The organism is Chryseobacterium sp. Mn2064 (assembly GCF_049319685.1).
Classification (GTDB): Bacteria; Bacteroidota; Bacteroidia; order Flavobacteriales; family Weeksellaceae; genus Chryseobacterium.
Genome location: NZ_JBMOUE010000003.1, coordinates 42403 through 64670 on the forward strand (window position 1 = coordinate 42403; position 22268 = coordinate 64670).

Sequence of the window (22268 nt, forward strand, 5' to 3'; positions counted from 1 at the left end):
TTATTAATTTTGGGTTGGAAGCGGAAAAAATCTATCGATTTTTTCCGCTTCTATTTTTTAAGGCATTCATTTTGCATGCTTACAGACATCCATTAAAATATAAACTTATGAAAAAACACATTTTTATCACAACGGCACTGGCTGCATTATTCTTAACCTCGTGTAATAAAGAAAAAAAAGCAACAGATACTGCTCCTACAACTGTAGACAGTCTTGCACCCAAACCGTCTGATTCAGCAGCTGTTTCCGGCACTAAGGATGAAATTGTAAAAAGTACATCTAAAGACAGCAGTGGAAAAACACTGGAAATGACTTTCAACAATACGAAAAATACAGCAACTGTAGTATTCAACAACGAAACGATCGAATTACAGGGGCAAAAACCTGCATCGGGAATTTGGTATAAAAATGACCATTATGAGCTGAGAGGAAAAGGTGAGGAAATAGAACTTACAAAAGACGGTAAAACAGTTTTTAAAAAGTAATAGTTCTTGCTATACTATAAAAAGTCGGCTTTGAAATTCAAAACCGGCTTTTTTATTTCCGCTTTTTTCCTATAGTTCCTATCTTCGTAAAAAATAAATCATGTTTATTATTTCACTTACCTATAAGAGTTCTATTGAAAGCGTAGAACAACTTATTCCTCAACATAATATTTTTCTTTCTAAGTATTACAAATCAGGACATTTTATAGCTTCGGGAAGAAAAGAGCCCAGAACAGGAGGTATCATCATTGCCAATGCTAAGTCTAAAGAAGTGATAGAAAAAATTATTTCTGAAGATCCTTTTTACATTCATCAGGTAGCAGACTATGAGATCACGGCATTTATCCCTACCAAATACAATGAAAATTTTAAACTTTTTATAGAAGACTAATGAAATTAATTACTTATAACGTCAACGGAATCCGAGCCGCTTTTACTAAAGATTTTTTAGGTTGGCTGAAGGCTGCCGATCCGGATGTCATCTGTATTCAGGAGAGTAAAGCCGGAAACGATCAGATAGATATCGAAAGCCTTGAGAAATTAGGATATCACAGTTATTGGCACTCAGCAGTTAGAAAAGGCTATAGCGGAGTCGGAATTGCTACCAAAATAAAGCCCAACCACGTAGAGTATGGCTGCGGAATAGAAAGCTATGATAATGAAGGAAGAATCATCCGGGCAGATTTCGACGGTTTTTCAGCTATTTCTGTCTATGTACCTTCTGCTTCCAATATTGAAAGACTGGAATTTAAAATGCAGTTTTGTCATGATTTCCTGGCATACATCAAGAATTTGAAGAAAGAGATTCCTAATCTGATTATATCCGGGGATTTCAATATCTGCCATGAAGCCATCGATATTCATAATCCTGTTGGCTTAAAGAATGTTTCAGGGTTTCTTCCTATGGAAAGAGAGTGGATGACAGATTTCATGAACGAATGTGAACTGATAGACAGTTTTAGATTTTTCAACAATCAACCTGACAATTACACCTGGTGGAGCTACAGACAAAATTCAAGAGAAAGAAACAAAGGTTGGAGACTGGATTATAACTTTACTTCCTATAGCTTAAAAGAGAAGCTTACAAGAGCTGCTATTTTAAAGGAAGCCGTACATTCGGACCACTGCCCTGCTTTATTGGAATTGGATATATAATTATCGGATCATTTATATACACAAAAAGCCAGCTGAATCAGCTGGCTTTTTTAATTTAAATCATAAATTTAATCGACAATTTCATATTCCACCGGAATTGTACCATGGTTGGTATCTCCGATTTCATCGAACGCTGCTTTAGACATATCTAAAGATCTTGATGAATGGTAAGGTCCTCTGTCATTAATTCTCACTATTACTTCTTTACCATTTTTAAGGTTTGTTACCTTAACGTTTGTTCCAAACGGAAGCGTTCTATTTGCTGCAGTAAACTTTGAGTTATCAAAGATTTCTCCGCTAGCGGTTTTTCTACCGTTAAATTTATCGTGGTAGTACGATGCATAACTTGTTTTTTTCGCATCTAAGGCATTACTTGTAAAAGAGTAAACACCTAAGGTTGAAATCATCATTATGATTACGAGAATGAATCTTTTCATCATTTTGAACTTTTATTGGTTTTGACAGGGCAAAAGTATCAGGAATCTCATTAAGTCCCTACTCGATATGTTAAAAACTGTTAATTAAACCTTAAATATATCTTAACGAACCCTGTAACCCCTTATGAATAGGGAGTTTAAAGCATACTGTTAAAAAGTGTTAAAAAAAAGCTTAAAAAGTTAACATAATTAACTAATTTGTGCATAATTTAAAATTTATAATTTTAAAACCAATTGAAAATCAATAAATTACAAAATTTAAAAAGTTAAAATAAATTCCAAAAAATTATCTGTGAAGAATAAAACTCTTAAGAACTATATTCCGGGTAAACTTACCTACAGAAGCCTTTTAGTCTTCTACAGTGTTCCTAATGGAACTTGTTTTAACACCTTATTATTTTGTTAAAATGAATAATCTGTTCTATTAACCTCTCTTTTATCAAATTCCATAATGCTTAAAAGACAATGATTAAGATTTCAAACCTAAAATGAGCGCCTCACTTAAAATAAAAAACCAATGATTTCTCATTGGTTTTAGTATGTAATTAAATTTGTCCTGTTTATTTTAAGTACTCCAATACATAATCATATGTATCTGCCGGGTAAACCACAGACATACTAGGAGAACCTGTAATTGCATTTCCTGCAGTAGTTGCTACAGTATAAGAGTATAAGCTTCTATCATATACTGTACCTGTACCTGTCTTATAAATCGTAATTCCGTACATTGTAGTCATACCAGTAGGAGCTGGGATATTTACAGCTGTAGAAGTACCACTTGCTGTAAAAGTTCCTTTAATGGTATAAAGTTGTTTATTTCCTGTAGGAGTTGTTATAATTGTATTGGTAGCAGTTTCAGCTGTTCCGATCGTTACTTTAGGATCAATCGCAGCACTAGTTAATGGTTTCCATGTACCACCATTAACGGTTGCTGATTTATTTTCATAATACCAGTACCCAGGTGAAAGAGTTCCTTGAGTAGTACCTACTCCAGCTACTCCAGTTGTAGCAGTATTATAAACAATCATACCGTCATAACGGGATGGGAAAGATGTTGGAGCACCCGTTGCACCACCACCAAAAGCGGTCAACAAAGTTAAGTCAGTTCTAGGGAATAATAATCCTTTACCAACATTTGGCTGACCATTAGCAGTATTATTTGAAGAAGCGTCAATAAAAGCTGTCATGTTACCAACACCTGCATTAGTTGCGCTATTTACAATTCTTACCTGAGCATATGAAACAGTTGCAATACTCAAAAATCCAACTGCTAGAAGTGTTTTAAATTTATTTTTCATCTTAATAATCATTTTAAAAGGTTTAAAAAAACATTATTAAAGTCCAGAAACTACAGACCAAGGGTTAATAGAATCACCAGTATACATCAATGTAGCTGAGAAAGTAGAGAATATATTTACCAAAGCATTCTCTCTCGGAGCAGGGCTTAAGTTAATGTCCGCAGTTCCTCCCGCAGATACGTAGATCCTTTTACCCACAGGGAAACCTGTAGCAGGTAACGTTAAAGTAACATTAGCTGTGTTTGAGAACAATAAAATATCATCTGTTGGCAGAATAGTATAAGTCGCAGATAAGTTTTTAACTGAGACTGGTGCAACAGCAGTAGTACCACCTACTGCAATCCAAGTATTTGTAGTTTGGCCATCATAATAATAGAATCCAACAGCTGTAACGTTAGTTGTTTTAGCTGTCGCTGTTCCATCTATAGTGGTAATGAAAGCAAGTGCTCCATTCTGAGCAGCTGTATAAGCAGCATCTTTTGCTAATAGCTGAGCTCTTGTCATACGAGGGACTAGTAAGGCATCAGGTCTTGCATTATCTGTAGTAGTAGCTACTACGTCTAAAGTTGCGGCAGGTGTGGTTGTGTTAATCCCCACTCGCCCTTGCTGAGCCTTGGAAAGCGCCGAAAGGCAAACCAGCATTGTAGCTGATAATAAAAATTTTTTCATAAGTTTTTAAAGATTTTAATTACATTATTTTTCATCAATATTTCCAAAAAGAATACGTATCCCAACTCGCGCTTATCATATTTTGACAAAATCATCAAAAAAAATTATTTCATCTGATTTTTAGCCCTAATTCAATAATAACTTACTGAAAACACATGATTTAAAAATATTGCTTATTCCGCAAATTTAAGATATAATTTTTTAATATATATGATTTATGATAAAAAAAATAAAAAATCTTAATATCGAAAAAAAATAACTGATTGATTATCAGAAACCAAACTTTTCTTAAGTTTAGACAGCAATATTAATTTATGTTAATATTTTATATAAAATCATTTTTTACCATCTGGTCTACAGATGATTACAAATTATACCAATTCTCCATATAAGTCAAATTCTTCAGCTGAAGTAATTCTGACTTCGGCAAATTCACCGATAGAAATATAAGTGTTTTCTGCGGATACTAAAACCGTATTATCTACATCTGGAGAATCGTACTCAGTCCTTCCAATAAAGTAGTTTCCTTCCTTACGATCAAACATACATCTGAATATTTTACCGATTTTTTCCTGATTCTTTTCCCATGAAATTTGAGACTGCAGCTCCATAATTTCCTCTACTCTTGCTTCTTTTACTTCCTGTGGGATATCGTCTTCCAGAACGTGAGCCGAAGTATTTTCTTCGTGAGAATAGGTAAAACATCCAAGTCTGTCGAACTTTTGTTCTTTTACCCAGTCTTTAAGCTCCTGGAATCTTTCTTCTGTTTCACCAGGATACCCTACGATAAGAGTTGTTCTGATAGCCATATCAGGAACTTTCTCTCTGAATTTAGCAAGCAAAGCATCTGTTTTTTCGTGAGTAGTACCTCTCTTCATAGATTTTAATAAATCTGAGTTGATGTGCTGAAGAGGAATGTCTATATAATTACATACTTTAGGTTCTTCACGGATAATATCCAGAACATCTTCAGGGAAACCACTTGGGAAAGCATAATGAAGACGGATCCATTCTATTCCTTCTACTTTTACAAGTTCTTTCAAAAGTTCTCCTAATGCTCTCTTCTTATAAAGATCAAGTCCATAATAAGTAAGATCCTGAGCAATAAGAATCAATTCTTTTGTCCCTTTTTTAGCCAATTTCTGAGCTTCAAGAACCAGTTTTTCAATAGGAGTTGAAATGTGACCACCTCTCATTAAAGGAATAGCACAGAACGAACACGGTCTGTCGCAACCTTCTGAAATTTTAAGGTATGCATAATGCTTTGGAGTGGTCGTAAGCCTTTCTCCTACTAATTCATGCTTGTAATCTGCTCCAAGATGTTTCAGCAGAATAGGAAGATCTCTTGTTCCGAAGTATTGGTCTACATCTGGAATTTCTCTGATCAAATCTGGTTTGTATCTTTCTGAAAGGCATCCGGTAACGAATACTTTCTCTACCTCACCTCTGTTTTTTGCATCTACATAATCAAGAATAGTATTGATAGACTCTTCTTTAGCATTATCAATGAATCCGCAGGTATTGATTACCACAATGTCTCCACGGTCTTCGTGAACCACTTCTTTGCCATTGGCTTTCAGCTGGCTCATTAATACTTCAGAATCGTATACATTCTTGGAGCATCCAAGAGTGACTACATTGATTTTCTTCTTCCCTACAGATTTTGTACGCATCGTTTTGATTTTGAGTGTGCAAAGATACAAAATATTGAAGAGTTAGTATAAAAAAATAAAAAACCACTTTAGAAAAGTGGTTTTCAGGGATATACTTTAAAAGTTTTTTTCTTTAAATCCAGGAGCATTCTGGTCTTTTTCCGAAAGTATGGCATCTTTTTCATCCACCTTCCAATCGATATCAAGATCCGGATCATTGAATTTTACACTTCCTTCCGATTCTTTATTATAAAAGTTATCACATTTATAAGAGAATACAGCGTGGGTGCTCAGTACTGCAAAACCGTGTCCAAAACCTCTAGGTACATACAACTGCAATTTATTTTCAGCGGTAAGCTCTATTCCGAACCATTTTCCGAATGTAGGGGAATCTTCTCTAAGATCCACCGCCACATCCCAAACACTTCCTTCAAGACATGATACCAGTTTTGCCTGCGCATGCTCTCCTTTCTGAAGGTGAAGCCCTCTTAATACTCCGTAAGAAGATTTGGAAATATTATCCTGTACAAAATGGCCGTTCATTCCTGTAAGTTCTTCGAATCTTTTCTCGTTGTACTTTTCAAAAAAGTAGCCTCTTTCGTCTTCAAACACCGTTGGCTCTATGATATAACAGTCTTTAAGTGGGGTCTCTTTAATTTTCATGATTGTGTAAAATTCTATTTCAATATGATTATTACTGTTTTCAAGAGAATCTTTGCATCATTTTGGAAAGACATGTTTTCAAAATAATCGAGATTCATTTTTACTTTGTTCGGAAATAATATTTCATCATTATATGCTAAAGGATCTTCCTGATTTTTCAGAAGATTTTCTTCATCTCTGTATTTTATACTGGCTTCACAGGTGAGTCCCGGTTTTAGTTCCAGAACTTTTCTGTCTTCTCCTGCAAGTCTGTCATAATATCCTTCTATATCCGGTCTGGGACCTACAAAGCTCATATCACCTTTTATAACATTAAACAATTGAGGAAGTTCATCCAGTTTGAATTTTCTAAGAATTTGCCCGGTGTTGGAGCAGGTTCTTTTTCTTTCGTGAATTGTTTTAAATTTAAAAATAATAAAAGTTTTTCCGTACTGTCCTACTCTTTTCTGAAAGAACAATCCGTTGGAGGAAGTATCCAGGCTTGCAATAATAAAGATAATGATCAGTATTGGCAAAAGAAAAATGGCTAATATTACCGCCAGGGTAAAATCAAAAACCACTTTCCAATGTTTATACTGATTCATTACATTTTAAGATATTAGTTTCCGAAATATGTACGGATTACTGCCGCAATTCTTTCCCTGTCTTCATCACTAAGATTAGAACCCGACGGAAGGCAAAGCCCGTTATCAAAAAGTTTTTCTGAAACATTTTCTCCGTAATAAGGAGCGCTTTCAAACACAGGCTGTAAATGCATAGGCTTCCAAAGCGGTCTTGATTCTATGTTATCTTCCAAAAATGCAAGTCTCAATCCCTCTCTGTCTTTACCGGTAATTTCCGGATCTACAATGATGGCTGATAACCAATGGTTGGAATAGAATTCATTTCCAGGTTCTGAAAATACGGTTACTCCTTCTATTTCTTTAAAAAGTTCAAGATAGAAGTCGTGCATTGCTCTACGCGAAGCTACTCTGTCATTAAGAACTTCCATCTGTCCTCTACCAATTCCTGCTACAATATTACTCATTCTATAGTTGAAACCGATATGAGAATGCTGATAGTGAGGGGCATTGTCTCTTGCCTGCGTAGATAAGAAAACGGCTTTATCTTTATCTTCCTGAGTATGGCATACTAAAGCACCTCCTCCTGAAGTGGTAATGATTTTGTTTCCGTTAAAACTTAAAATTCCGAAACGTCCGAATGTTCCACAAGCCTGATTTTTATAGGTAGACCCTAAAGCTTCGGCAGCATCTTCGATGATTGGAATCTGATATTCTGAAGCAATAGCCGATATTTCGTCCATTTTTGCAGGCATTCCATATAAATGTACAACAATGATCGCTTTTGGCTTTTTGCCTTTCTGAATTCTGTCTTCAATGGCTTCTTTTAAAGCTTTCGGGCACATATTCCAGGTATCTGTTTCGCTGTCTATAAAAACAGGAATCGCCCCACAGTAAGCAATAGGATTAGCAGAAGCTGAAAATGTCATCGACTGACAGATCACCTCATCACCATGAACCACTCCACACTCGATAAGAGAAAGGTGTAATGCTGCGGTACCTGCAGAAAGTGCTGCCACTTTTGCATTCTGACCTAAAAACTGCTCCAGATCCGTTTCGAATCCGTTAACGTTAGGACCTAATGGTGCCACCCAGTTTTCTGCAAATGCTTCGTTGATATATTGTAATTCGTTACCTCCCATATGTGGTGAGGACAACCAGATTTTAGTATTCATTATTATTTTCAGTTTTGTTTATTATACAAGGGGAAGAATGACTCATCGCTAGGATCCAATTCTTCAAGCCCTATACTTTTTCTATATTCTGAAGTCTGAGCAACTAAATTGTTATAAATAGTCTGATTCAAAATCTTTCTTCCGGTAGAATAAGACACTACATCATTCGGGAAAAATGATTTCTTGTACTTAAAGATCCCATCTTCAAACCCATATCCTCCTCCCAGAACATAATATTTTTTGTCATGTGCTCTAGCCCAGTTCAAGGCTTCAACTTTTAAAAAGTCATTGGGTCTTTTATCAAAAAACTGCTCATCTGTTCCACCAAGAAATGAATAAATTGCATCATCTGATACCAAAAGAAGTTCTGAAGATATTGCTTTTTCTTCAAAATAAATGGTACAGATGGCTGCATGCTTGTTATTATTATTTATAAAAGACTTAAACTGCTCAAAGCTATAGAAAAAATTCTGCTTTGCCTGAGTTCTTATCATCGTCTGAATATAGATATCGTGAAATTCGCTGATTATAGCATCTTCAATATCCTGATAAAAGACTTTACTGGTAAGCAATTCTCTTTTGGCTCTGTTTACATTTTTACGAACCTTCTGATCAAAACTTTTCCATTGAACTTCTTCTTCAAGAATTTCTCCACGGATGTTCAGCATAGTAGGAACAGTTTTTCCTGAGTAGGCAGCTTCATTTCCAAATAAATTAAAACGAATGAATTCACTGACAACATTGTTTTCTGAATGCCATTGATCAACAGCAACCCAAAACGCTTCTACATCTGAAGAGGAAGTATTTTTTGAATAAAACGGTCCGGTATATCCATAAGGAGTTATAAAATCAAAATAGCCTGTTTCCTTTCCATCAATTTTTATTGGATTGAGATAGCCGGGCATTACTATTTTAGCATTATCCGTAATGAATATAAAGCTAATCAGATTACTGATTCCCTTGTCAAAAGTCTCTATAAAGTCAAATTGTGCATACGGATCTGTGATTTCGAAGTCACTTATTATTTTTTTATACTCATTAATCTGATCCAACGATTTTATTTCAACTACTTTCAGCGCCATAATTAATTTGAATAATAAGAATTAAGAATTGTAGCCAGATGTTCTATATCTTCCTGATTGTATCTGAAGTCACAATGCAGGAACATAAATTTTTCCGAAAAGGCTACAGCATCGGCTTCCTCCTGGTTTGGCCATAATACTGCAGGATAAACAGACTTTTCTATAAGATAACTTCTGAAACGGTCTCTTTCTTCTTTGTTATCCATCAGTAAAATAAGTCCCAAAGGAGTTTCCATTGTATCTGTAAGTACATTTAACAGATGAAATTTTTCGGATAGTTTTTCCTGCAAAATCTTATAATTTTCTCTTTTTGCAAGATTTATACTATTTAACGGGATTGAATGAATCAGTCTTTCACCAAATTCAGGAAGCTTTCCCTGTATCTCAAGGTTTCCAAACATGGATTCTGAATCGAGATAGAGTTTTCTAAAATCAGACTTCTCAACATTTTCGCCTTTCATATAATCTGCTTTCAAAAACATTCCTGAAAGCTTCATAAAGAAACTGGAAGCAATAAAGTCTTCGTTTCCTGTATTTTTTGAAGGTAAAGCCAACCCTTTTGGAGACCAGTAAATACCTCCTGTAGGAATAGGCATAGATTTTCTGAGAGAAGCTATGCAAAAATGTGCATCACTTGTCATTACCCAATCTGAAGTTAAACTATGAGTATGATCTTCAATGATATGAGCATTTTTCAAAGATAATCTCTTCGGAGCCTGAACCCCAAAGTAATTGACAATGAAAATAACATTACCATCCTGATCCAGCTCACTGAATGCATTGTGATCAAAGTTTTCAATATAGGGTCCATCTTTATAGGATATTATATTGATAGGCAGCTGCTTTTGATAGTTGATCACTTCATGGCAAAAATATTCCGGAATATAGACATTCTTCCATCCTAATTTTTCTATACCATGTTCTAAAATGGCATATAATGCTGTTCTCCCCGAATAATGCAAATGATATTCGTGTTGTATATAATCCTGAATATATAAAGCATTTTGAGAGGGAGAAAACTGATTGGTATAGAAAAAATCTGAGCCAAATTCTTTAGTTACCATTTTCCCAATATTTAGTTTTTTCTGCCAGTTCAAAGTAATCATCTTTATGAATACCTAGCACAAGCATATTCCAAAATCTATTTTTTCTAAAGCAATAGTTTTTCTTCACTCCTTCAATTGTCCAACCGCATTTCTTTGTATAAACATTAATGGAAGGGGCATTATATTCTATAATTGTGGTATCCAAACGTTCTAGCCCCAATTCTTCAAAGGCATATCTCATAACTGTCATAATGGTATCCACCCCATATCCTTTTCCTCTGGTTTCTTTATCCCCAAGCAGCATTCCGTGGATTGCATTTCTGTCTTTCCAGTTGATGTCTGTGATATTGGCCATTCCAATTAATCCTAATTCTTCAGTTTCAATAGAAAATCTCTGAGAGTTACTTGAAAGACTCTGATTATTGAACCACTTCATCTGATCCTGCATACTGGACGGAAAATGCCATCCTCCCAGTACATAATTTATTTCCGGATCGTTAGACCATTTATGTAATAATTTTAAATCTTCAGCTTCAATAGCTCTTAATTTAACGTATTTTCCTTGTATATTCATAATTATTCTTTTTTGCGAAAATGATATGCTGGTAAATTTTTTGTTATTCCTAAATCATCCACATCATCTACAGTCTGCCCATGGATAATATCTTCTTTTTTAAAGACTTTAAGAAAGGTTTTGAATAAAATTTCAAGATCAAGGCCAAACGAAATATTCTTCACATACTGAACATCAAGCTCAAATCTCTGGCTGAATTTTATAGCTTGTCTTCCATTGATCTGTGCCAGTCCTGTAATACCTGGTCTTACGTTATGTCTGTTTCTGTGATGATCCGTATAAAAAGGAAGATATTCGGGAACCAAAGGTCTTGGGCCAATTAAGCTCATATCACCAATCAGTACATTAAAAAGCTGTGGAAGCTCATCCAATGAAGTCTGTCTGATAATTCTTCCTATAAGTGTAAGTCTTTTTTCGTCAGGCAATAAATTTCCTTCCGCATCTTTTTCATTAGACATGGTTTTGAACTTGACAACCGTAAATATTTTCTCATTTTTACCTGGTCTTCGTTGGGTAAAAAACGGATTTCCTTTGATTGATACTGCCAAAATGATTGTTATAACAAGTATAATGGGAGACAATATCACTAAAGCAGTTAGTGATATCAAAAAGTCAAGCAGCCTTTTAAAAAATTTTTTATACATTTTTTATTTAATGATTTTATCATAGGAAACTTGTACATCGTAGTTCCTTATAAGGTACTGATGTCCTTTTTTTCCCATATTTTGTCTTTTTTCTTCGTCTTTTACAAGATCAATCAAGGTATTGAAATCTTCTACATTTTTACTTTCGCACCATAATCCAAAACCATTATCAACCATGATTTTTCCTAAATCTGTATTTTTATCTGTCGCCGCAATAATAGGTATTCCCAGTTGCATATAGTCTAAGATTCTCGAAGGAAAGTTCGGAATCGTAAATCTGTGATCCAGAAAGACCAATCCTACATCACACGATTGAAGAAGATCCTGATATTCTGCTTTAGGTAAGCTGGAGATCAGTTTTGCATTTTTAGGAGCATGGGTTTTAAACCATTCATCTACCCTATCATATTCTGTTCCCGATCCCACGATAAAAAAGAAAACATCTTCACGGGTAACGTTAGCCTCCAGAACTTTGATTAAAAAATCAATACCCTGGGGCTTTCCTAAATTCCCTCCATACATGAAGGTTACTACTCCCGGAGCTATATTATATTTTTCTCTTAACTGATCTTTAGATGCTGAAATGGTTATTTCATGATCTGTAAAGATCGTATTAGGATTCAGTTCTATTTTATTTTTATCTAAAAAAGGATTGTGTCTGATAACAAAGTCTGCATTCGCCGGTGACATACAGCCAATTGTATCGGAAATCTGGTACAATTCTTTTTCCAGACTCCTGAAATATTTCTGTATCAAACCATTTTCCTTCAGCATTCCGATATCCACTGCATTTTGCGGAAAAATATCTTTTAAAAGCAGATAAGTTCTGGCATTATCACGCTTCTTCACAAATTTAATTACTCTCGTAAAGGTAATAGGAGGCGTGGAATATAATACCAGATCAAAACGGACATCACTGAAATACTTTTTCAATCCCTGTAAATATTGTCTCTGAATGCTTAAGGTTCCGATTCCTTTTTCAACGATATTCGTTTTCTGTATATTAAGTGTTTTAACTTTTAATATTCTGATATCTTCCTGAATAGAAACGGCACTATCTTCATTGTACCTTCTTTCTGTAGGAGTGATCACGAAAACATTATGCCCCTCATTTTTGAATTTTCTGAGGAGATCATTATAAATACTTTTTTGCGAAATATCATCAATTCTTGCCAGGGTCAAAAAAAGTATATTCATATCACTTTTAGTTTGGTTTACTCCAGACAACTCTGTTAATATAGTCTGTGTAACTTATAATAATTCTTACCATTTTTTCAGAAACATTTGGCATAGAGTAATCTGCTACACGTCTGTAGTTTCTTTCTTCGCCTATTTTCTGCTGCTGAAGCTGTACCAGCCCCTGCAAAATTCTTTCAGGAGATAACCCCACCATCATTACGGATGCTTCTTCCATTGCTTCAGGTCTTTCATGAGCTTCTCTGATATTAAGGGCTCTGAAATTAAGAATTGAAGATTCTTCTGAAATCGTGCCAGAATCTGATAAAACGGCAAAGCTTCTCATTTGCAAAGCATTATAATCATGAAACCCAAGTGGTTTAAGGAACTGAATTTCGGGTCTTACCTGAACCTGCTTTTTATCGATCATATTTCTTGTTCTTGGGTGAGTAGATACAATGATCGGATAACCAAATTTTTCGGCAATTTCATTCAGACTCTTCATTAAGCCGTCAAAATTCTTTTCAGAATTGATATTTTCTTCTCTATGTGATGATACCACAAAATACTTTCCTTCTTCAAGGTTCAGCCTTTTCAGTACGTCAGAGCTTTGGATTTGTGGTAAATAATGATTCAGTACTTCATACATCGGAGAACCTGTTTTAATGATTCTGTCTGCTGGAAGACCTTCTCTTAAAAGGTATTCGCGAGCTATGTCCGAATAGGTAAGATTGATGTCTGCAGTATGATCTACGATTTTACGGTTGGTTTCTTCCGGAACACGCTGATCGAAGCATCTGTTCCCTGCTTCCATATGGAAAATAGGAATTTGTCTTTTCTTGGCAGGAATAGCGCACAGACAAGAGTTGGTATCTCCCAGTACAAGGAATGCATCTGGCTTCAGTTCTTCAAGAAGCGGATCTATTTTAATCAAAATATTTCCAACGGTTTCCGTAGCGGTTTTTCCCGCTGCTTCCAGAAAATAGTCGGGTTTACGAAGTCCCAGATCTTCAAAGAAAATCTGGTTAAGTTCATAATCGTAATTTTGTCCTGTATGGACGATAATATGTTCAACAGCTTCAGACGCATCCAAAGCGGATAATACTCTTGATAATCTAATAATTTCAGGTCGTGTACCTACGACTGTTACTACTTTTAATTTCTTCATATATTTAGAAAAAAGTTATTTTTATAAAATGAATTACTACAAAGGTAAAAAATGCCAACACAGTTTGTGAAAACACTTTGTATTTGTTTTTAAGCCCATCAGCATCTGAGATAAAGAACGGATAAAATACAACCAGCGAACCTAGAAACCATGATAAATAGGCGAATCTATGGGCATGATTTACTCTTATTAATAATAAAAGAGCAGTATTTGCAAAAATAAAAACATTCACGATCCGATGATAGGTCACATCTTTTATTTTCTTCACAAATATAAAATAATAGGATATGGCCAAAATAACAAAACTATAGGCAATGATATCCCATCGAAATACCTGCTCCCCAATATTCTCTATGAAATAATTGGTTCTTATGTCCGGAATAAGTTTCGCGATAGTGTATTCAATTTTAATCCCGAAAAAGTAAGAGATCGGAATTAACAATCCCCAGATCCCATACATCCTTTTATCAACTTTACCTATAAAGATTGTTATAATATATCCCAATATAGGCAGTCCTAACGAAAAATGAGTTCCAAAAGACATTATCATCAATATAGCTCTCCACCACTTGTTCTTAACAAAGAGCGCATATAGAAATAATGCAGAGGCCAATCCTTGTCGAAGTCCAAATACATTATAGTTCCAGTAGTACAGTGAAGCAATATGGCCAATAAAGAACAATATCCAATATTTTTTTGAAACTGATCTTGAGACCAACACTGCCAATACTACCGAAATAGCTCCACAGATTACAAAGAAACCTCTATAATTGGTAAAGTAAGATGTGAGCAATATAAAATACCCAAATATCAGATCCTTATCTTTCATCGGTGAGACCTTATAAGTGTCTGCTATCCTGAAAAAGTCTTTATACATCGGAGAATCTATAAAGCCTCCTTCTCCAACAGGCCTAGAACCAATGAGGATGATTAAAAGTAAAGGGATCAGATAAAAGTAACGGGCTGTATTTTCATTGATATTCAGTAATCGTTTTTTCGTATAACTATCTGCAACAACTGCCATAACCAGCAATGAAGCGAACAGATAGAATACGATAGAAAAGGCAACCGGTGTATACATTCATTTATACTTTTACGAAATAGGTATCAGGGTCTTCGGGGTTAAATGGTTCATTGATCCAGAAAATGGTATAAAGATCTTCGTTTCCTATATTTTTAATATTGTGTGTGTACCAGATCGGCATATCTACATAGGCGGGTTCTTCTCCTTTCAGGTAAAAATCAAAAACTTCATCGGTATCAATTTTTCTTAGCTGGATAAGAGCCTCTCCTTTGATCACCGCAAATCTTTCAATTTTTCTGGTATGAAAATGATCTCCTCTTGTAATTCCCGGAACTGTTGTTGAGAAAGAACACTGTCCTCCAATTCCAAGTCTGATTACCTCTACAAAAGCTCCTCTAGGATCTGTATGCTGAGTAAATTTTACAGGGTAATGATTTTTAATATCAAAATAACAACGGAATGTATTGAATAGGTTTAAATCAAAGCCTGATGTAAGCTCAGGAACTTCACCGTTGTCGAAGTATAATTTTTTATAGTTTTCCAGTTTTGCCAATACTTCAGAAACTTTATTGGTAGAAGTATGTTCTATTTCATAGTGTTCTTTGGTATCCTCAGCTTCTATCTGGCTGATGATTTCCTGTACAAGCTCTCCTACATAGATCAGTTTTACTTCTCCATCATTATCAATAACGGGAGTTTCACCATGAGTAAGTTTATAACAGAAAGTAGCAATGAAAGAATTGTAATTGGGTTTTCCAAAAGGTCCGAAAACATTAGGAATGATCATTCCTGTAAATTTACCTCCAGATTTGCGAGCCCAGTCTGCAAAAAGTTCTCTTCCTTCTTTTTTTGATTTCCCATACAGATTGTCTCTGTCTTCCTGAGATGATGAGGAAAATAACACATGAGGTGTTGATTCTGTTCTTTCCAGAGAATCAGTCAGTTTTTTTACAAGTTCAATATTATTATTGAAGATAACCTCAGGATCCGGATGGCGGTTCATTGCGGCAAGATGTACGATAACGTCACATTGCTTTACAAACTCATCAAGCTGATCCGGATGATCAAAGAAAGATCTTTCAAAATTGATTCTTTCATACTGTTCGGGTTTTAACCCTAATGTATTATATAAATGCGAGCCTACAAATCCGTTTTGCCCAGTGATTCCTATTTTTTTCATCATTATATATTTTCAAAATAATCTGAAGGGAAACGATGGTCGTCATCTATTTCACCTAAAGAATAGTTTACCATTACTAAAAGTTTAGCCCCTTCTTCTTTCGCTTCAATGGCTGAGGCATATCCTGCAGGCATATGAAGTACATCCAACTTTTCGGAATGGAGATCGAATGTAAGAATTTCAAGATCTCTTGAAGGATTTTCCCAATGATCTATTTTAGTCAGTTTAATTCTAAAAGATCCTTTTGAGGCAACAAACCAGCGTTGCTCGGTCTGATGCCCTGTCCATCCTCTTGTATATTCGATGCTGTTGTTCTCAATAAAATAAATTCTTTTTATGACTGAAGCATCAAAATCATTATTGAAGAACAGATTTCCTCTATCATCAGCATATTTTCCGCCTTCAATAATTGTTGGAATATTCATTTTTTTAATCCGGATATTGCATTACATCTTCTCCTAAAACCTCTTTTCTGATTAAAGGAAGCTTCAAAAGAAGGTTTTTCATTCCTTCCACATCTTGCTGTTCAGTATTGTGAGAGTGATAATCTTCTATTTTGGAAATGTCTTCTTCTCCTTCAGAAAAATACTGTGCGTAGTTTAGATCTCTGTTATCGGCTGGAATTCTATAGAAGTCTCCCATATCTTCTGCCTTCAGCATTTCTTCACGGGTGCAAAGGGTTTCGTATAGCTTTTCTCCGTGTCTGGTTCCGATTACTTTTATCGGGTTATCTGCTTTGAACATTTCTTTCAGTGCCTGAGCAAGATCTCCAATGGTTCCAGCAGGGGCTTTATTGACAAATAAGTCTCCTGAGTTACCATTTTCAAAAGCAAATAAAACAAGGTCTACTGCTTCTTCCAATGACATTAAAAATCGGGTCATTTTCGGATCTGTAATGGTAATAGAATCACCGTTTTTGATCTGCTTAATAAATAATGGAATCACAGAACCTCTGGACGCCATCACATTTCCATACCTTGTAAGGCAAACAGTAGTATTTTCCAGGTTTCTGGAAGCGGCAACGGCCACTTTCTCCATCATTGCTTTAGAGATTCCCATTGCATTGATAGGGTATGCTGCTTTATCTGTACTTAAGCATATTACTTTTTTAACGTTACTTGCAGCAGCTGCATCAATTACATTCTGTGTTCCTTCTACATTTGTTTTTAATGCCTGCATCGGAAAGAACTCGCATGATGGAACCTGCTTTAAAGCGGCTGCATGAAAGACATAGTCGACTCCTCTCATTGCGGGTTCAATACTTCTGTAATCTCTTACATCTCCGATATAGAATTTCAGTTTATCGCTCTTAAACTGATTTCTCATATCATCCTGTTTCTTTTCGTCACGGGAAAAAATACGGATCTCTTTAAAATGATCTGTATTGATAAATTTTCTAAGAACCGCTGTTCCAAAAGAACCTGTACCTCCGGTAATAAGTAATACTTTATTTTGAATATTCATCGAAAATTTTTAACATATTATTATAATGACTGATAAAGGAATAGCTGTTCTTAAAATGCTTTTGTGCACTTAAACTCATCCTTTTAAAGTCTTCTTCATTCACACTATTGATAGATTCTGCGATAGATTCCGGATCGTTGTAGTTTACAAAGAAACCGGTTTCTTTATCCAGATTCATATACTGAATATCTCTGTATTTGGTGGTAATCAATACACATCCATTTTTTAAACCTTCTATAAGGGATATAGGCTGGCCTTCTGCATTATAGTTGGTAGGTAAAACTAAAAAGTTAGCTTCCTTTAAAAGCTGGTCTTTGGTTTCTCCCTGCACTAAGCCCTTATATACAACATTTTCTTCCAGATTATTTTCCTTCACAAAATTATGAAAGTATTCTTTTGCTTTTTCAATGTTATCAAAAGTTAAATCATCTGAATTACTTAGAAAGTTTCCACAAAAATAAACCTGTGGAGAAATATTATATTTTTCTTTTAGAATCAGGGATGAGTGTAAGACATCCAGATATCCTTTACTTTCAATAAGATTAGAAAGATACAGAATGATGGGTTTCTGCTGGTCATATGTTTTTTGGACCGGCTGATTACTGTCAAACTCCGGAATTCCATTAGGAACTGCCTTTACTTTATTTTTATAGTTATCTACAAAATCAAAAAGATCTATATATACTCTTGACAACACTATAATACAATCACACTGATCATAGGTTTTCTTAATTACTTTTTGAAAGAACGGGGATTGCTCCAGGTAAAAAGTCTTAAAGTTTCCTCCATGTAAATGAGCAATTACTTTTTTTCCAAATAATTTGGAAATCCAGATAAACATAAAGTCTCGATAAAAGCCAAGTTTTGACTGAGCAACCGCAATATAGATAAATTTTGATTTACCGATGGTTGCCAGATAAAACAGTATAAGTTTGCAGCATGCTTTTATATATTCTGCTATTTTCTGAAGGTTACTCGTAGTATCTACGTCTATAGAGATATATTTAAATGGAATTTTCTGATTTTTCAGTCCTTCCATAAGTATATCAAAACATAATGACTGTCCGCTGATATTTTTGGAAGAAGATTTTACTCCCATTAAGACAAATTTCATATTTTCTGAAGCTTTACATTACCCGGGCTAAATATTCTAACAAGAACAAAAACAATAAACAGGGTAATTATATTAATAACAAAATTAAGGATGATCATATTGGAAAACGCAATAGATCCCGAAATAAACAAGGTATAAAAATAAATGTATTTAAATCTACCCTTTGCGCAACCTTTATACAATACATTGGCAATTCCGCCGATTAAAAAATAAGTGATAAGGAGACCTATCTCTCCAAAATTCATATATGCTGCATAATTCCCAGGCGGATAAGATGTTTTATAGTCATCATCTATTCTATAGGACGGTTCGTAGATAAATCTTTTTTCATATGACATTACAGCAAGATAAAGCCCGTCATCTCCTTTTGGCAGTTTATCAATACTCCCTCTAACAATAGGATGAAGAAGGATTTTAAAAATATCTTCATAACTTTTTCCATACCATAAGACATTCTTGTCAAACATATCAATGATAAAAAGATACCTGTCGAGTCCACTTATATCTGAGACAAGCTGATACGACTTATAAGAGTCATCATCCTGAGAAGTGATAATATCTACCACACCTTCATTTCTCCATACAGCGCCTCCTCTGAACTTTGGAATAACAATAATTACAAGAAACAAAATTCCTGCTGAAACGAGATATTTGGGTTTTAAAACCTGCTTAATCGTAAATTGTTTCTTTGCCTGCAAGACGATAAAACAAAATACAAGAAGATAAACGATTTGGGTACGTCCTCCTGATAATAATGAAGACATAAGAAATGCGGCAAAAAATGCTCCAAGGCTAATTTTCTGAACAAGATTGAGTCTGTCTTTGATCAAATATAGGTATATAACGTAATATCCTATAATCTGTTGTACATAATAAATATATCCTAGTTTACTTACAATTTCATTTCTATTAATAAATATTTCAAAAATACTCTGGAGATTTAATGATTTGATGTTGTAAAGAAATAGGGCATAAAAAACAATACTCAGCATCAAAATCAGATTTTTACCGGATTTAATCTGAATATGATCCAGATTAGCAGTGATATTTCCTAAGATTTTGCTCCAGAATGACCTCATTCCGATCATAAAAGAGATAATGCTAAGAACCTGAAGAATGATAAACTTCAACAAAAGATCATTGACATCCAACGGGTTAATAGGTGTGTAGATAATACCTGGATCATTGATGATATAAAACATATAAGGCACCGTCAATGCTGAAAAAAACAACATAATGTTGATGGGCAACAGTGCGTCATATTTTTCATAACCCAAAATTCTGTAATTCTTTTTTGCAAAGAAAAATACACCCAGAATAAATATGATATATAAAATAATTATAAATGTCATTTAAGCTTTTTAAGTATTTCATCGTTAACCGAAATAAATGCAGGCCATGAGTAATTTTCTTCTGCCAATTTTCTGCATCTTACAGACATTTGATCCAATTCCGGGTCGTTTAAAATTTCTATTACTTTTGAAGCAATATCTTCAGGATTTGTAGTAGAGATCTTACCTACATTCTGATTACAGTAGGTATCTGTAATCATAAATCTCTCTTCTTCATTATCTGCTAACATAATCACTGGTACACCCGAACTGAAGGCTTCTAAGGTTACCAATCCTAGATTAGGACCATCTACAGTCTGCAGGTAGAGATCAAACATAGGAATAACTTCATTGACATTATCAATAAATGGTCTTAAAATCACCTTATCGGAAAGATTATATTTTTTAATCATTTCCAAAAGACGGTCCTGCTCTGGTCCTTCACCATAAATAACTCCGATAATTTTTTCATCTTTTATATGACGAAACGCTTCCACAAAGAGATCTACCCTTTTTACAGGAAATAGCCTACAGCAAATTCCTACAATTTTTTTATCCAGAGGAAGATCAAACTTTACTCTGTTTTTTTTATCCGAGATATTAAATTTCTCTATATCTACAGGCAATCTATTGATAATTACTTTGGAGGGATCTACCTGATTTTTTTGTTTTAACTGTAAAGATAAGTATTCACTTAAACCTATAAAAATATCTGTTCCTTTATTTGGTAAGCCTGTTTTCCACATCTTTTTTTCTTTGGAGCTCGAATTTTCATAAACGTGCATTGTAATGTAGATAATTTTCAGCTTTTTATTGAAAATTTTCAATAACCAAAAAACCAGAGCAGAATCGGGTTGACTGAGATATATGGTATCAATATTATTATCTTTAAGATATTTTTTTACCTTAAAAATCTTGGTCAGCATTTTTATAGTTCCTGTTTCAGGAGCATTATCAAATTGGTGAATTCTATTTTTGTCGATAGATGGAAAACGGTCAAGAAGATCCATATTTCCGGAGAATATCGCATAATGAACTTGATCGCCCTTATTATCCAATTGCTCGAAAAATTGGGCAGAAAAACTTTCTGCACCTCCAAAACATAAGGTATTGGAAACGATCAGTATATTATTCATTTTCTTTTAAAATTTGTTTATTAATAACGTACATGGAAAGACCAAATAAAATGGTACACCAAAGTATATTGTATGCTATAAAAGCAATGACTGCTCCCTGAAGTCCGAAATAATTGGTAAAGGGATAGTAAAGCAATGCCGCAACGGTAATCATACAAAGTGAAAAATACAATGCCACTTTGTTTTTATCAATCACCGTAAAAAGATAATTGTAAGGAATCTGTATAAAGAAAATAACTATTGAAATCAATGAGATTTTCAACAGCCATACATGATTCATATCGAAATTTTTAAAGAGATAATTGATGTAATCTGCTGCAAAATATGAGACCAATAAAAAGCAAAGCCCTGCCCCTAAAAAAGGAATAGTAAGTTTAATCGAATTATTTTTTAACCTTTGAAGTGATTCTTTATACCAATCGATCTGTTTGTTGATGATAAAACTACTGATTGCACTTGTAAAAATGGAAAATATTCCCATGATAGAAATAATGATACTGAAAAGTCCAAAATCTTCAGGACTACAGACTTTTTTCACAATGAAAATGTTCAGTCTTGTAGAAAGAAGGTATACAGAACTACTTAATAGTAAAGGAAATGTTCTTTTGAAAAGATCATTCTGATAGGTATCAAAAAAGACAAATACTTTCGCAATATTCTCTTCGATGAATAGAAGAGAAAAATTGATTGCACACCATACAATACTATTTACCAGGAAGATAAAGCTAATTTGAGATAAATCCAGATTCTCATAAATCCCTGCCACTACACTTCCTATAAGACTAATGTAATGCAGACTTTTTAAGATTGAAAATTTCAGGATTTTCTCTTTGGAAAGCAATGTATAATAGTACGTTTCTGAAAGAGAATCTATTCCCCTAGAAGCCACCATGAGTAGGACAATTTTACTCAGAATATTTAATTCAAAGAGTAAGAATGCAATGACAAATATTGCCAATGAAATAAAGCCTCTTGTAATATAGAGTGATACTGCATATTTATCCCTGATTTCAGTTTTGAGCACAAAATCGCGCCTCATTGTTGTAAGAAGTGCTACTCCAAGAATACTTGCTATCAACTGCCCCGTTGTATTGGCAAAAGTAAGCTCCCCAATTTCGGCGAGCGTTGCCTTTTTTGCTAAGAAAATGAGTATAGCAAAAACAGAAAATCCAGCAATATATTCTGGAATTGACATCAAAAGAATATTTTTGAAAGCTTTTATTTTACTTTTCATA

At 34.4% G+C, this 22268-nt stretch carries 24 protein-coding genes; 3 read left to right on the forward strand and 21 right to left on the reverse strand.

The features are described from left to right. Positions 1 to 107: 107 nt before the first annotated feature. From ACL9RH_RS12685 to ACL9RH_RS12695, 3 genes are all read left to right on the forward strand, one after another. Positions 108 to 485: an MliC family protein gene (locus ACL9RH_RS12685; RefSeq protein WP_422693738.1), complete on the forward strand. Its 378-nt coding sequence runs from the start codon at positions 108 to 110 to the stop codon at positions 483 to 485. A gap of 100 nt (positions 486 to 585) precedes the next feature. Beyond that, positions 586 to 876 (forward strand): YciI family protein, encoded by a 291-nt coding sequence (locus ACL9RH_RS12690; protein ID WP_422693739.1) that lies wholly within the window; start codon positions 586 to 588, stop codon positions 874 to 876. Then, the gene (locus ACL9RH_RS12695) at positions 876 to 1640 is read left to right on the forward strand and encodes an exodeoxyribonuclease III (RefSeq protein ID WP_422693740.1); all 765 of its coding nucleotides are present in this window, start codon (positions 876 to 878) and stop codon (positions 1638 to 1640) included. The genes ACL9RH_RS12690 and ACL9RH_RS12695 overlap by 1 nt, the downstream gene beginning before the upstream one ends. A gap of 68 nt (positions 1641 to 1708) precedes the next feature. Here the strand turns inward: ACL9RH_RS12695 and ACL9RH_RS12700 are convergent, their stop codons facing one another. The 21 genes from ACL9RH_RS12700 to ACL9RH_RS12800 all read right to left on the reverse strand — a co-directional run bounded on the left by ACL9RH_RS12700 (position 1709) and on the right by ACL9RH_RS12800 (position 22267). Further along, a complete protein-coding gene (locus ACL9RH_RS12700) occupies positions 1709 to 2080 on the reverse strand; it encodes a septal ring lytic transglycosylase RlpA family protein (RefSeq protein WP_422693741.1) in 372 nt (123 codons plus the stop codon). Positions 2081 to 2637: 557 nt separating this feature from the next. Further along, on the reverse strand, positions 2638 to 3336 hold the full coding sequence (locus tag ACL9RH_RS12705; RefSeq protein ID WP_422693742.1) for a hypothetical protein: 699 nt from the start codon (positions 3334 to 3336) through the stop codon (positions 2638 to 2640). Positions 3337 to 3411: 75 nt separating this feature from the next. Beyond that, positions 3412 to 4017, reverse strand: a complete 606-nt coding sequence (locus tag ACL9RH_RS12710) for a hypothetical protein (protein ID WP_422693743.1) — start codon at positions 4015 to 4017, stop codon at positions 3412 to 3414. 398 nt (positions 4018 to 4415) lie between these two features. Next, complete coding sequence (rimO, locus tag ACL9RH_RS12715; RefSeq protein WP_422693744.1) at positions 4416 to 5717, reverse strand: 30S ribosomal protein S12 methylthiotransferase RimO; 1302 nt, start codon at positions 5715 to 5717, stop codon at positions 4416 to 4418. 96 nt (positions 5718 to 5813) lie between these two features. Next, positions 5814 to 6359: a dTDP-4-dehydrorhamnose 3,5-epimerase gene (gene rfbC, locus ACL9RH_RS12720; RefSeq protein ID WP_422693745.1), complete on the reverse strand. Its 546-nt coding sequence runs from the start codon at positions 6357 to 6359 to the stop codon at positions 5814 to 5816. Positions 6360 to 6373: 14 nt separating this feature from the next. Further along, a complete protein-coding gene (locus tag ACL9RH_RS12725; protein WP_422693746.1) occupies positions 6374 to 6943 on the reverse strand; it encodes a sugar transferase in 570 nt (189 codons plus the stop codon). Positions 6944 to 6957: 14 nt separating this feature from the next. Beyond that, positions 6958 to 8094 (reverse strand): aminotransferase class I/II-fold pyridoxal phosphate-dependent enzyme, encoded by a 1137-nt coding sequence (locus ACL9RH_RS12730; RefSeq protein ID WP_422693747.1) that lies wholly within the window; start codon positions 8092 to 8094, stop codon positions 6958 to 6960. A gap of 8 nt (positions 8095 to 8102) precedes the next feature. Then, complete coding sequence (locus ACL9RH_RS12735) at positions 8103 to 9176, reverse strand: GNAT family N-acetyltransferase (RefSeq protein WP_422693748.1); 1074 nt, start codon at positions 9174 to 9176, stop codon at positions 8103 to 8105. Positions 9177 to 9178: 2 nt separating this feature from the next. Beyond that, complete coding sequence (locus ACL9RH_RS12740; protein WP_422693749.1) at positions 9179 to 10240, reverse strand: hypothetical protein; 1062 nt, start codon at positions 10238 to 10240, stop codon at positions 9179 to 9181. Beyond that, the gene (locus ACL9RH_RS12745; protein WP_422693750.1) at positions 10230 to 10796 is read right to left on the reverse strand and encodes a GNAT family N-acetyltransferase; all 567 of its coding nucleotides are present in this window, start codon (positions 10794 to 10796) and stop codon (positions 10230 to 10232) included. The genes ACL9RH_RS12740 and ACL9RH_RS12745 overlap by 11 nt, the downstream gene beginning before the upstream one ends. A gap of 2 nt (positions 10797 to 10798) precedes the next feature. Beyond that, positions 10799 to 11440, reverse strand: a complete 642-nt coding sequence (locus tag ACL9RH_RS12750; protein ID WP_422693751.1) for a sugar transferase — start codon at positions 11438 to 11440, stop codon at positions 10799 to 10801. Positions 11441 to 11443: 3 nt separating this feature from the next. Further along, complete coding sequence (locus ACL9RH_RS12755) at positions 11444 to 12637, reverse strand: glycosyltransferase family 4 protein (protein WP_422693752.1); 1194 nt, start codon at positions 12635 to 12637, stop codon at positions 11444 to 11446. Positions 12638 to 12644: 7 nt separating this feature from the next. After that, positions 12645 to 13784 (reverse strand): non-hydrolyzing UDP-N-acetylglucosamine 2-epimerase, encoded by a 1140-nt coding sequence (gene wecB / locus ACL9RH_RS12760; protein ID WP_422693753.1) that lies wholly within the window; start codon positions 13782 to 13784, stop codon positions 12645 to 12647. 4 nt (positions 13785 to 13788) lie between these two features. Continuing rightward, positions 13789 to 14865, reverse strand: coding sequence for an EpsG family protein (locus ACL9RH_RS12765; protein WP_422693754.1), 1077 nt, complete (start codon positions 14863 to 14865; stop codon positions 13789 to 13791). Positions 14866 to 14869: 4 nt separating this feature from the next. Beyond that, positions 14870 to 15988, reverse strand: coding sequence for an NAD-dependent epimerase/dehydratase family protein (locus ACL9RH_RS12770; protein ID WP_422693755.1), 1119 nt, complete (start codon positions 15986 to 15988; stop codon positions 14870 to 14872). A 2-nt stretch (positions 15989 to 15990) separates the two neighbouring features. Next, positions 15991 to 16413, reverse strand: coding sequence for a WxcM-like domain-containing protein (locus ACL9RH_RS12775; RefSeq protein WP_422693756.1), 423 nt, complete (start codon positions 16411 to 16413; stop codon positions 15991 to 15993). A gap of 4 nt (positions 16414 to 16417) precedes the next feature. After that, positions 16418 to 17452, reverse strand: coding sequence for a polysaccharide biosynthesis protein (locus ACL9RH_RS12780; RefSeq protein WP_422693757.1), 1035 nt, complete (start codon positions 17450 to 17452; stop codon positions 16418 to 16420). Continuing rightward, complete coding sequence (locus tag ACL9RH_RS12785) at positions 17436 to 18566, reverse strand: glycosyltransferase family 4 protein (protein ID WP_422693758.1); 1131 nt, start codon at positions 18564 to 18566, stop codon at positions 17436 to 17438. The genes ACL9RH_RS12780 and ACL9RH_RS12785 overlap by 17 nt, the downstream gene beginning before the upstream one ends. Beyond that, positions 18563 to 19918: an O-antigen polymerase gene (locus tag ACL9RH_RS12790; RefSeq protein WP_422693759.1), complete on the reverse strand. Its 1356-nt coding sequence runs from the start codon at positions 19916 to 19918 to the stop codon at positions 18563 to 18565. Before ACL9RH_RS12790 ends, ACL9RH_RS12785 begins: the two co-directional genes overlap by 4 nt. After that, positions 19915 to 21033: a glycosyltransferase family 4 protein gene (locus ACL9RH_RS12795; RefSeq protein WP_422693760.1), complete on the reverse strand. Its 1119-nt coding sequence runs from the start codon at positions 21031 to 21033 to the stop codon at positions 19915 to 19917. The genes ACL9RH_RS12790 and ACL9RH_RS12795 overlap by 4 nt, the downstream gene beginning before the upstream one ends. Beyond that, entirely contained in the window at positions 21026 to 22267 is a 1242-nt protein-coding gene (locus tag ACL9RH_RS12800) for a lipopolysaccharide biosynthesis protein (RefSeq protein ID WP_422693761.1), read from the reverse strand. Before ACL9RH_RS12800 ends, ACL9RH_RS12795 begins: the two co-directional genes overlap by 8 nt. Position 22268 lies beyond the last annotated feature (1 nt).

Excerpts from the sequence above, each read along its gene's own strand:
- ACL9RH_RS12700 (WP_422693741.1), bottom strand. The coding sequence starts at position 2,080 with ATGATGAAAAGATTCATTCTCGTAATCATAATGATGATTTCAACCTTA.
- ACL9RH_RS12745 (WP_422693750.1), bottom strand. The coding sequence starts at position 10,796 with ATGAATATACAAGGAAAATACGTTAAATTAAGAGCTATTGAAGCTGAA.
- ACL9RH_RS12710 (WP_422693743.1), bottom strand. The coding sequence starts at position 4,017 with ATGCTGGTTTGCCTTTCGGCGCTTTCCAAGGCTCAGCAAGGGCGAGTG.
- rimO (WP_422693744.1), bottom strand. The coding sequence starts at position 5,717 with ATGCGTACAAAATCTGTAGGGAAGAAGAAAATCAATGTAGTCACTCTT.
- ACL9RH_RS12685 (WP_422693738.1), top strand. The coding sequence starts at position 108 with ATGAAAAAACACATTTTTATCACAACGGCACTGGCTGCATTATTCTTA.
- ACL9RH_RS12690 (WP_422693739.1), top strand. The coding sequence starts at position 586 with ATGTTTATTATTTCACTTACCTATAAGAGTTCTATTGAAAGCGTAGAA.
- ACL9RH_RS12725 (WP_422693746.1), bottom strand. The coding sequence starts at position 6,943 with ATGAATCAGTATAAACATTGGAAAGTGGTTTTTGATTTTACCCTGGCG.
- ACL9RH_RS12795 (WP_422693760.1), bottom strand. The coding sequence starts at position 21,033 with ATGAATAATATACTGATCGTTTCCAATACCTTATGTTTTGGAGGTGCA.
- ACL9RH_RS12775 (WP_422693756.1), bottom strand. The coding sequence starts at position 16,413 with ATGAATATTCCAACAATTATTGAAGGCGGAAAATATGCTGATGATAGA.
- wecB (WP_422693753.1), bottom strand. The coding sequence starts at position 13,784 with ATGAAGAAATTAAAAGTAGTAACAGTCGTAGGTACACGACCTGAAATT.
- ACL9RH_RS12800 (WP_422693761.1), bottom strand. The coding sequence starts at position 22,267 with ATGAAAAGTAAAATAAAAGCTTTCAAAAATATTCTTTTGATGTCAATT.
- ACL9RH_RS12695 (WP_422693740.1), top strand. The coding sequence starts at position 876 with ATGAAATTAATTACTTATAACGTCAACGGAATCCGAGCCGCTTTTACT.
- ACL9RH_RS12765 (WP_422693754.1), bottom strand. The coding sequence starts at position 14,865 with ATGTATACACCGGTTGCCTTTTCTATCGTATTCTATCTGTTCGCTTCA.
- ACL9RH_RS12755 (WP_422693752.1), bottom strand. The coding sequence starts at position 12,637 with ATGAATATACTTTTTTTGACCCTGGCAAGAATTGATGATATTTCGCAA.
- ACL9RH_RS12740 (WP_422693749.1), bottom strand. The coding sequence starts at position 10,240 with ATGGTAACTAAAGAATTTGGCTCAGATTTTTTCTATACCAATCAGTTT.
- ACL9RH_RS12735 (WP_422693748.1), bottom strand. The coding sequence starts at position 9,176 with ATGGCGCTGAAAGTAGTTGAAATAAAATCGTTGGATCAGATTAATGAG.
- ACL9RH_RS12750 (WP_422693751.1), bottom strand. The coding sequence starts at position 11,440 with ATGTATAAAAAATTTTTTAAAAGGCTGCTTGACTTTTTGATATCACTA.
- ACL9RH_RS12780 (WP_422693757.1), bottom strand. The coding sequence starts at position 17,452 with ATGAATATTCAAAATAAAGTATTACTTATTACCGGAGGTACAGGTTCT.
- rfbC (WP_422693745.1), bottom strand. The coding sequence starts at position 6,359 with ATGAAAATTAAAGAGACCCCACTTAAAGACTGTTATATCATAGAGCCA.
- ACL9RH_RS12790 (WP_422693759.1), bottom strand. The coding sequence starts at position 19,918 with ATGACATTTATAATTATTTTATATATCATATTTATTCTGGGTGTATTT.
- ACL9RH_RS12730 (WP_422693747.1), bottom strand. The coding sequence starts at position 8,094 with ATGAATACTAAAATCTGGTTGTCCTCACCACATATGGGAGGTAACGAA.
- ACL9RH_RS12770 (WP_422693755.1), bottom strand. The coding sequence starts at position 15,988 with ATGAAAAAAATAGGAATCACTGGGCAAAACGGATTTGTAGGCTCGCAT.
- ACL9RH_RS12785 (WP_422693758.1), bottom strand. The coding sequence starts at position 18,566 with ATGAAATTTGTCTTAATGGGAGTAAAATCTTCTTCCAAAAATATCAGC.